Annotated in this window: 9 protein-coding genes; 5 read left to right on the forward strand and 4 right to left on the reverse strand. The window is 67.6% G+C overall.

The features are described 5' to 3' along the window. Positions 1 to 963: a lipoyl synthase gene (lipA, locus tag NYO99_RS15015; protein WP_268168038.1), complete on the forward strand. Its 963-nt coding sequence runs from the start codon at positions 1 to 3 to the stop codon at positions 961 to 963. Here the strand turns inward: lipA and NYO99_RS15020 are convergent. The 3 genes from NYO99_RS15020 to NYO99_RS15030 all read right to left on the reverse strand — a co-directional run bounded on the left by NYO99_RS15020 (position 960) and on the right by NYO99_RS15030 (position 4,043). Beyond that, complete coding sequence (locus NYO99_RS15020; protein ID WP_422395505.1) at positions 960 to 1,457, reverse strand: TlpA disulfide reductase family protein; 498 nt, start codon at positions 1,455 to 1,457, stop codon at positions 960 to 962. The two genes, lipA and NYO99_RS15020, sit on opposite strands and share 4 nt — an antisense overlap. Positions 1,458 to 1,479: 22 nt before the next feature. Continuing rightward, a complete protein-coding gene (locus NYO99_RS15025; protein WP_268168039.1) occupies positions 1,480 to 2,628 on the reverse strand; it encodes a hypothetical protein in 1,149 nt (382 codons plus the stop codon). Between the two features lie 176 nt (positions 2,629 to 2,804). Then, positions 2,805 to 4,043, reverse strand: coding sequence for a CaiB/BaiF CoA transferase family protein (locus NYO99_RS15030; RefSeq protein WP_268168040.1), 1,239 nt, complete (start codon positions 4,041 to 4,043; stop codon positions 2,805 to 2,807). A gap of 71 nt (positions 4,044 to 4,114) precedes the next feature. Here NYO99_RS15030 and NYO99_RS15035 point away from each other — a divergent pair, with 71 nt between their 5' ends. From NYO99_RS15035 to NYO99_RS15045, 3 genes are read left to right on the forward strand one after another with little or no spacing between them, the layout of a single operon-like run. Further along, on the forward strand, positions 4,115 to 4,573 hold the full coding sequence (locus NYO99_RS15035; RefSeq protein WP_268168041.1) for a hypothetical protein: 459 nt from the start codon (positions 4,115 to 4,117) through the stop codon (positions 4,571 to 4,573). A gap of 10 nt (positions 4,574 to 4,583) precedes the next feature. Then, positions 4,584 to 4,982 carry a PTS sugar transporter subunit IIA gene (locus NYO99_RS15040; RefSeq protein WP_268168042.1) on the forward strand — a complete coding sequence of 133 codons (399 nt, stop codon included), beginning with the start codon at positions 4,584 to 4,586 and terminating at the stop codon, positions 4,980 to 4,982. Further along, positions 4,979 to 5,248, forward strand: a complete 270-nt coding sequence (locus tag NYO99_RS15045) for an HPr family phosphocarrier protein (RefSeq protein WP_268168043.1) — start codon at positions 4,979 to 4,981, stop codon at positions 5,246 to 5,248. Before NYO99_RS15040 ends, NYO99_RS15045 begins: the two co-directional genes overlap by 4 nt. Before the next feature lie 54 nt (positions 5,249 to 5,302). Here the strand turns inward: NYO99_RS15045 and NYO99_RS15050 are convergent, their stop codons facing one another. After that, the gene (locus NYO99_RS15050; RefSeq protein ID WP_268168044.1) at positions 5,303 to 6,103 is read right to left on the reverse strand and encodes a GNAT family N-acetyltransferase; all 801 of its coding nucleotides are present in this window, start codon (positions 6,101 to 6,103) and stop codon (positions 5,303 to 5,305) included. Between the two features lie 114 nt (positions 6,104 to 6,217). Between NYO99_RS15050 and ptsP the strand changes: the two genes are divergently transcribed. Beyond that, positions 6,218 to 7,990 carry a phosphoenolpyruvate--protein phosphotransferase gene (ptsP, locus tag NYO99_RS15055; protein WP_268168045.1) on the forward strand — a complete coding sequence of 591 codons (1,773 nt, stop codon included), beginning with the start codon at positions 6,218 to 6,220 and terminating at the stop codon, positions 7,988 to 7,990. Positions 7,991 to 8,285 lie beyond the last annotated feature (295 nt).

An 8,285-nucleotide genomic window follows, 5' to 3' on the forward strand; every position in this document is an offset into this window, starting at 1 on the left:
ATGTCCGATACCACCTACGACCCCACGATCAAGCAAAAGGCCGAGGCCAAGACCTCGCGCATCCCGATCAAGATCGTGCCGGCCGAGGTGCTCAAGAAGCCGGACTGGATCCGCGTCAAGGCCGGCTCGCCGAGCACGCGCTTCTACGAGATCAAGCAGATCCTGCGCGAGCACAAGCTGCACACGGTCTGCGAGGAAGCCTCCTGCCCCAACATCGGCGAATGCTTCGGCAAGGGCACGGCCACGTTCATGATCATGGGCGACAAGTGCACGCGCCGCTGCCCGTTCTGCGACGTGGGCCACGGCCGCCCGGACCCGCTGGACGTCAACGAGCCGCTGAACCTGGCCAAGACGATTGCGGCGCTGAAGCTCAAGTACGTCGTCATCACCAGCGTGGACCGCGACGACCTGAAGGACGGCGGTGCGGCGCACTTTGCCGAGTGCATCACGAAGACGCGCGAGCTGTCGCCGTCCACGCAGATCGAGGTGCTGGTGCCCGACTTCCGTGGCCGCGCGGACCGCGCGCTGAACATCCTGAAGGCCGCGCCGCCGGACGTGATGAACCACAACCTGGAAACCGCGCCGCGCCTTTACAAAGAAGCGCGCCCGGGTTCCGACTACGAGTTCAGCCTGAACCTGCTGAAGCGCTTCAAGGAAGAAGTGCCGGGCGTGCCGACCAAGAGCGGCATCATGGTGGGCCTGGGCGAGACAGACGACGAGATCCGCCAGGTCATGCGCGACATGCGCGCGCACAACATCGACATGATCACCATCGGCCAGTACCTGGCGCCGTCGGGCCACCACCTGCCGGTGCGCCGCTACGTGACGCCCGACGCGTTCAAGCAGTTCGAGAAGGAAGCCTACGAGCTGGGCTTCACGCACGCGGCCGTGGGTGCCATGGTGCGCAGCAGCTATCACGCGGACCAGCAGGCCCACGGCGTGCTGAACCCGACGGCGGCCTAAGCCTCTTTCAGGAGCTGCTCGACGAGGGCGTGCAAGGCGCCGAAGTCGGGCTCGCCGACATAGCGCTTGACGATCTCGCCGCGCTTGTTGATCAGCAGCGTGGTGGGCGTGGCCTGCACCGGGCCGAAGGCTTTCGCGATGGCGCCGGTGTTGTCGATGGCCACGCCGAACGGCAGCTTGCGCGTCTCGGCGAAGCGGGCAACGAAGGCTGGCGGGTCGTAGCTCATGGCCACCGCCAGCGTGTCGAAGCCGCGGGCGTTGAACTTCAGGTGGGTGGCCGCGATCTGCGGCATCTCCTTCACGCAGGTGGCGCAACTGGTGGCCCAGAAGTTCACCAGCATGACCTTGCCGGCCCATTGCGAGGAGCTGCGCTGGCTGCCGTCCAGCAGCACGTAGTCGACGGCGGGCGCGGTTTCCTTGGCGCAACCGGCCAGCATGCAGGCGGCGAAGGTGGCGCTCAGGGCGGACAGGGCAAGCGTGCGGCGGTTCAGCATGGCCGCCATTCTAGGAAGCGCGTCAATGCCGTTTGGACAGCTCGAACATCAGCAGCTGGGGCAGGGCGTCCGCCAGGTGGCGGCGCGAGATGCGCGCCACGCCGTCCGCGGTGGCGGTGGACAGCTGGGTGCGGTGCTCGCCGTCGAACATCTCGACGAAGGCGAAGTCCGGCGCGTCCTGCGCAATGCCGGCGACCATCTGCAGCAGCGCATCGTCCCGCAGCGCCGCATCGAACAGCAGCACATGCGGCAGGCCATCGTGGCAGAACTGTTCGGCCTCAGCCACGCTGGCGACGGTGTCCACCAGCATGCCCATGTGGCGCAGCGCCGCCTGTGCCTCGGCGCGCAGCTCACGCTGCGCAGCCAGGATCAGCACCTGGCAGCCCGCCAGCGGCCGGGAGTTGCCACCCATGCGCTCGGCCTCGGCCTCCAGCTTGGCGTGGGTGCTGTCGGGCGGCGGAGCTTCGTCCGGGGCCAGCTGGTTGAACTCCAGCGTCAGCAGCGTGATGCCGGCCTCCTGCTCGCGCAGCGGCAGCACGCCCAGCGTGATGGCCGTCTGTTCGAGCAGCCGCCAGGCCAGGGAATCCAGCGCGGACGGCGGCTCCTGCGCGGGGCCCTCGTCGCTCAGCAGGTCCAGCGAGCGGTGCGCGAAGCGGCAGGACAGGCGCGCTTTCACGGGCCAGGGCGTCAGGTCCAGCCGCAGGTCCACCGAGGAGTGCGTGTTGGCCAGCGCCCAGTCCATCAGCGCGTTCAGCAGCGCAAACAGCAGCGCGCCGTCGGCCCAGATCTCAACCGGCTTGAGCGACTGGCGCACCTGCACGCCGCGGGCCTGCGTCTCGCGGCTGCGCTGGGCCAGCACGTTGCGCAGCATCTGGGTCAGGTGCTGGCGCTCGCGGTTCAGGCGCAGGCGCCCCGAGGCCAGGCGGGCCAGCTGCTGGCCCAGCATGCCGGCGGTGCGGGCATCGTCCACGCTGCGGCGCAGCAGGCGCAGGCCCCGGCGATCGATCTGGCCGGTGGTGGCCAGGTTCTGGATCTGCTCCAGCGCGGCGCTCAGCGGGCCGGCGATCTCGGCGCCCAGCTGCTGGACGATGTCGGCCCACTGCACCGGCGTGGGCTCGGGCATGACATCGTTTGCGGCGCTGACGGGCGCGGGAGAAGGCGGAGTGGACATGACCCAGGGGTTGAGATGCCGCGGCGTGTGGTTCTAATTGGCTTCTCGTAAAAGGCCGGCGGCGGTATGGGATGCATGCTGAAGACTGCGCGCCGCTGCCTCCATCCCCCGCCCGGGGGGAAACCCTTGGTTCAGGGGTGGGTTTGCCCGGGCATGGCGCAGGACGCGACGCCGCATCAGGTGATCACGCCAGCGGCTCGCCAGGCCGCGATGTCCGTGTCGGCGCAGCCCGCCTCGCGCAACAGTTCGTCGCTGTGCTGGCCCAGCAGCGGCGGGGCGTGGCGGTATTGCACCGGCGTGGCCGACAGCTTCATGGGACTGGCCACGACGCGCAGGCCGTCCGTCAGCGGGTGCGGCAGGCTGACCACGGCGCCGCGCGCCTGCGCCTGCGGGTCGGCCAGGGCCTCGGCGATGGAGTTGATGGAGCCGCACGGCACCTTGGCCGCTTCCAGCGCGGCCAGCCAGTCGTTGCGCGGGCGCTGGCGGATGGCGTCCTCCAGCAGCGGCACCAGCACGGCGCGGTGGCGCACCCGCTCGGCGTTGGTGGCGAAGCGCGGGTCCACCGCCCAGGCCGGGTGGCCGGCGATGTCGCAGAACTTGGCGAACTGGCGGTCGTTGCCGACGGCCAGGATCAGGTGGCCGTCGCTGGCCTCGAACACCTGGTAGGGCACGATGTTCTGGTGCGCATTGCCCATGCGGCCCGGCGCCTTGCCGCTGCACAGGTAGTTGCTGCCCAGGTTGGCCAGCATCGCCAGCTGCGTGTCGAACAAGGCCATGTCGATGACCTGGCCCTGGCCGGTGGCGTCGCGGTGGCGCAGCGCGGCCAGGATGGCGACGGTGGCGTACATGCCGGTGAACAGGTCGGCCACTGCCACGCCCACCTTCTGCGGGCCGCCACCGGGCAGGTCGTCGCGCTCGCCGGTCACGCTCATCAGCCCGCCCATGCCCTGCACCGCGTAGTCGTAGCCGGCGCGCTCGGCGTAGGGGCCAGTCTGGCCGAAGCCGGTGATGGAGCAGATCACCAGGCCGGGGTGCTCGGCCAGCAGGCTTGGCGCATCCAGCCCGTAGCGGGCCAGGTCGCCGACCTTGAAGTTCTCCACCAGCACGTCCACCTGGCCGGCCAGCTTGCGCACGATGGCCTGGCCCTCAGGCGTGGCCAGGTCCACGGCCAGCGAGCGCTTGTTGCGGTTGGCGCCGAGGAAGTAGGCGGCCTCGGACGTGTCCTGCCCGTCGGCGTCCTTCAGGTAGGGCGGGCCCCAGGCTCGCGTGTCGTCCCCGCTGCCGGGGCGTTCGATCTTGATGACGTCGGCGCCGAGGTCGGCGAGGGTCTGTGTGCACCAGGGGCCGGCCAGCACGCGTGAGAGGTCCAGCACGCGCACGCCCGCCAGCGCTTGTGGGGTTGGCAGTTCTTGCATCGCGGGATTGTCAGCGGCCAGCTATCGATAATTGGGCGATGCCTCGCTCTCGCACCGCCGGATTTGCCCTAATGCTCGGCCTGCTGGCTGCCTGCCAGCCAGCCTTGAACTGGCGCGAGGTGCGGCCGGAGAAGTCAGGCGTCGTGGCGATGTTTCCCTGCAAGCCCGAGGTGGAGCAACGGTCCGGCATGGGGCTGGCGCAGTGTGAGGCCGACGGTGGTCGGTTCTCGTTGTCGTGGGCCGATGTGCCCGAGCCCAGCCAGGCCGGCCCCGCGCTGAACGCCATGGCGGCCGCCGTGGCCGCCAAGTTGGCGCTGCCGCCGCCGCAGGCGCAGCGGCTCACGGTGCCCGGCATGACGCCGTTGCCCGAGGCTGCGCAGTACCTGCTGAACGGGGCTGGCAGCGTCTCCCGCGTGGGGGTGTTCTCGCACGGCGCGCGGGTCTACCAGGTCATGATGTCCAGCCCAAAGGTCGACGGCGTCGCGTGGGACAGTTTCGTCGCCGGCCTGCGCATCGAGATGGGCCGCTAACATCGCAGCCATGCCCCACCTGCTCGTGATCGCCCACGCACCGCTGGCCACTGCGCTGCGGCAGGTGGCCGAGCACACGTTTCCGGACTGCGCGCCGACGCTGACTGTGCTGGATGTTCAATCCGGCCAGTGCGCGGATGACGTCGAAAGCGCGGCGCGCGCGCTGATGGCCGGCGCTGGCGACTCGGAGTGGCTGGTGCTGACCGATGTGTTCGGCGCCACGCCTTGCAACGGTGCCTTGCGCCTGGTCAGCGAGCGGGTGCAGGTCCTCACCGGGGTCAGCGTGCCCATGCTGTGGCGCACGCTGTGTTACGCCGGCCAGCAGCCCTTGACCGAATTGGCCCGGCGCGCTGCGCAGGGTGCAGTCAGCGGTGTCGTTGCGACGCCTCCTTTGCCTCCCGCCGAATGATCACTTCCACCCTCACCATCAGCAACAAGCTCGGCCTGCACGCCCGCGCCTCCGCCAAGCTGACCAAGCTCGCCGGCAGCTTCAAGTGCGATGTTTTCATGAGTCGCAACGGGCGTCGCGTGAATGCCAAGAGCATCATGGGCGTCATGATGCTGGCTGCCGGTTTGGGCGCCACCGTCGAACTGGAGACGAACGGTGAGGATGAGCAGGCCGCTCAGGACGCCATCACAGCCCTGGTCAACGACAAGTTCGGCGAAGGCCAGTAAGACACCGCTGCTCCCGTGGATCGAGCGTAGCGAGACGCTCGGTTGCCCACACGTTCAGAGGCTGATTCGCTTGAAGCGTGCGGGCAGGTCAGCAGTGCGGAGCATGAGCGGCAGATCGGCCGTGTTGAAGTCAGGGTCCCAGGCCGGTTCGCCCATCAGCTTCGCGCCGCAGCGCAGATAGCCTCGGATCAGTGCCGGCGGCTCCACGACCAGATCCTGGCGCAGGTGGTCAATCGGCAGCGGCAGCCGTGGCCGCACCTGACAGTCGATGGGGGCCAGATGCGTGGTTGCGATCTGCTTCCAGAGGCTGGCGGCAAAGTGGCCGCCGTCGCGCATGCTGACGCTGGCGCAGCCGATGACGGTGTCCAGCCCGTTGCGGGCCAGGAACTCAGCCAGCGCGCCCCACAGCGCGATGATGGCGCCGCCGCTGCGGTAGTCGGCATGCACGCAGGAGCGACCGATTTCGGCCACGCGCGCGCGGAGGTTGCGCAGTCGGGTCAAGTCGAACTCGGTGTCGCTGTACAGGCCGCCCGCGCGTTTGGCTGCCGCAGGCGTCAGCACGCGGTAGGTGCCGACGACGGGGCCAGGTTCGCCATCCTCGCCGGCCGCGCGCACCAGCAGGTGTTCGCAGTAGGCGTCAAACAAGTCGACATCCAGGCCACTCTGAGCGCCCTGCATGGGCGTCAGGCGGGCGCCCATTTCGAGCGCGAACACCTGGTAGCGCAGGGCCTGGGCTTCGCGCACCTCGGACTCGGTGCTCGCCCAGCTGACGCTCAGGCGGGTGGATGGAATGCGCTGCGGTTGCTGCAGGGCGGCATGCGACAGCGCATGCGAGACGATGTGGCTGCGATTCATGCCGTCATGCTGGGCACCCGTGTTGACGCAGCAGTGAACGTCCTATGAAAAAACCATGACGCGCGGGTGTGGCTTGAGCGGCTACATTGATCGCGTTCTGCGAAAGGGCGGTGGATGAGTTTCCAGGTGTTCGGCATTGCGGTGTCGCGCGGCGTGGCCATTGGGCGCGCGGTGCTCGTCGCGTCCAGCCGTGTCGACGTGGCGCACTACTTTGTGGCGCCCGACCAGATCGAGGCCGAAATCGCCCGCCTGCTGCGTGGCCGCGATGCCGTGGTGCTGGAGCTCGAGACGCTGAAGGAGGAGTTGCCCGACGATGCGCCGCACGAGTTGGCCGCGTTGCTCGATGTGCACCTGATGTTGCTGCACGACGACGCGCTGACCGGCAGCGCCAGCCAGTGGATCGTTGACCGGCACTACAACGCCGAGTGGGCCTTGTCTGCGCAACTTGAGGTGCTGGCGCGCCAGTTCGACGAGATGGAGGATGACTATCTGCGCGAACGCAAGGCCGACCTGGAACAGGTCGTCGAGCGCGTGCTGGGTGCGCTGACGCACGAGGAGGGCGGCGGCGCTGCACCGGTCACGGCGCGCGACTTCGGCGGCGAAGACCCGCTGCTGCTTGTGGCAGCCGACATTTCGCCGGCCGACATGATTCAGTTCAAGCGCAGCGTGTTCCGCGGCTTCATTACCGACATCGGCGGCAAGACCTCGCACACCGCCATCGTTGCCCGCAGCATGGATATCCCGGCGGTTGTCGGCACGCGCGAAGCATCGCGTCTCATCCGGCAGGACGATTGGGTCATCATCGACGGCGACGCCGGCACCGTCATCGTCAATCCCTCGCCCATCGTGCTGGAGGAGTACCGCTTCCGCCAGCGCCAGAGCGAGTTGGAGCGTGCCCGCTTGGCTCGTTTGCGGCACACGCCGGCTGTCACACTCGACGGCGAACACGTCGAACTGCACGCCAACATCGAGATGCCGGCTGATGCCGAAGCGGCTGTCAGCGCCGGCGCTACCGGGGTGGGCCTGTTCCGCAGTGAGTTCCTGTTCATGAACCGCGACGGAGAACTGCCGAGCGAGGAAGAGCAGTTCATCGCGTACAAGGCGGCGGTCCAGGCGATGAAGGGCATGCCCGTCACGATTCGCACGGTGGACATTGGTGCAGACAAGCCGCTCGACCGACTCAGCGTCTCCGAACTGCGTCACGAGCATGTGCTCAACCCAGCCATGGGGCTGCGCGCCATCCGCTGGAGTCTGGCCGAGCCAAGCATGTTTCGGCAGCAGCTGCGTGCCATCTATCGCGCCAGCGCGTTCGGCAAGGTGCGGTTACTGATCCCCATGGTGGCCCATCTGTCCGAGGTGCGGCAGATCATCGAGACAATCCGCAAGGTTCAGCAGCAGTTGACCGACGCGGGTCACGCGTACACGCGCGTCGAACTGGGTGTCATGATCGAGATCCCAGCGGCGGCCGTCATGCTGCCGCTGTTGCTGCGCCATGTGGACTTCGTGTCTATCGGCACCAACGATCTGATCCAGTACACGCTCGCGATCGACCGTGCCGACGAAGCGGTTGCTCACCTCTACGATCCCTGGCACCCGGCAGTGCTGCAACTGATTTCCCAATCCATCGCGCAGGCGCGCGCGGCGGGCAAGGGTGTCAGCGTCTGCGGCGAAATGGCTGGTGACCCGGACTTCACGGAGCTGCTGCTGGCCATGGGGCTGCGGAGCTTCTCTATGCACCCCTCCCAAATTCCGGCGGTCAAGCAGCGGGTGCTCCGCTCGGATGCTCATCGTCTTGCGGCAGCGTTGCCGCGGGTACTGGATAGTGAAGAGCCATTTGCTGCCGCAGAGAAAGAGCTGGCCGCAGCGCGTGGCGGCGCATTGCACTGAGCAAAATTGCGGGCCACGCACGCGTCTCGGCGTGTCTGGGCGCCGCGGGCCCGCATGGGCCGCCTGGCGGGCGCCGTCAAATAAACACTCGGTGACTCTTGCGCGCCGCTAAAAATCTGTGTCACAATAGTGGGCTTCGCTGCTCGCAACTGGTTTTGTTGCTGAGAAGCGGAGGGGTCGAGAGGCCTGGTGTGTTTGACTCAGTTGAGTGCTTGAAAAAAGTTTTCAAAAGCACTTGACGAAGTCGAAAAGACAGATCAAAATCTCGCCTCTTTGCTGATGAATGCAGAAATCT

The organism is Roseateles hydrophilus (genome assembly GCF_026712245.1).
GTDB classification, from domain to species: Bacteria; Pseudomonadota; Gammaproteobacteria; order Burkholderiales; family Burkholderiaceae_C; genus Pelomonas; species Pelomonas hydrophilus.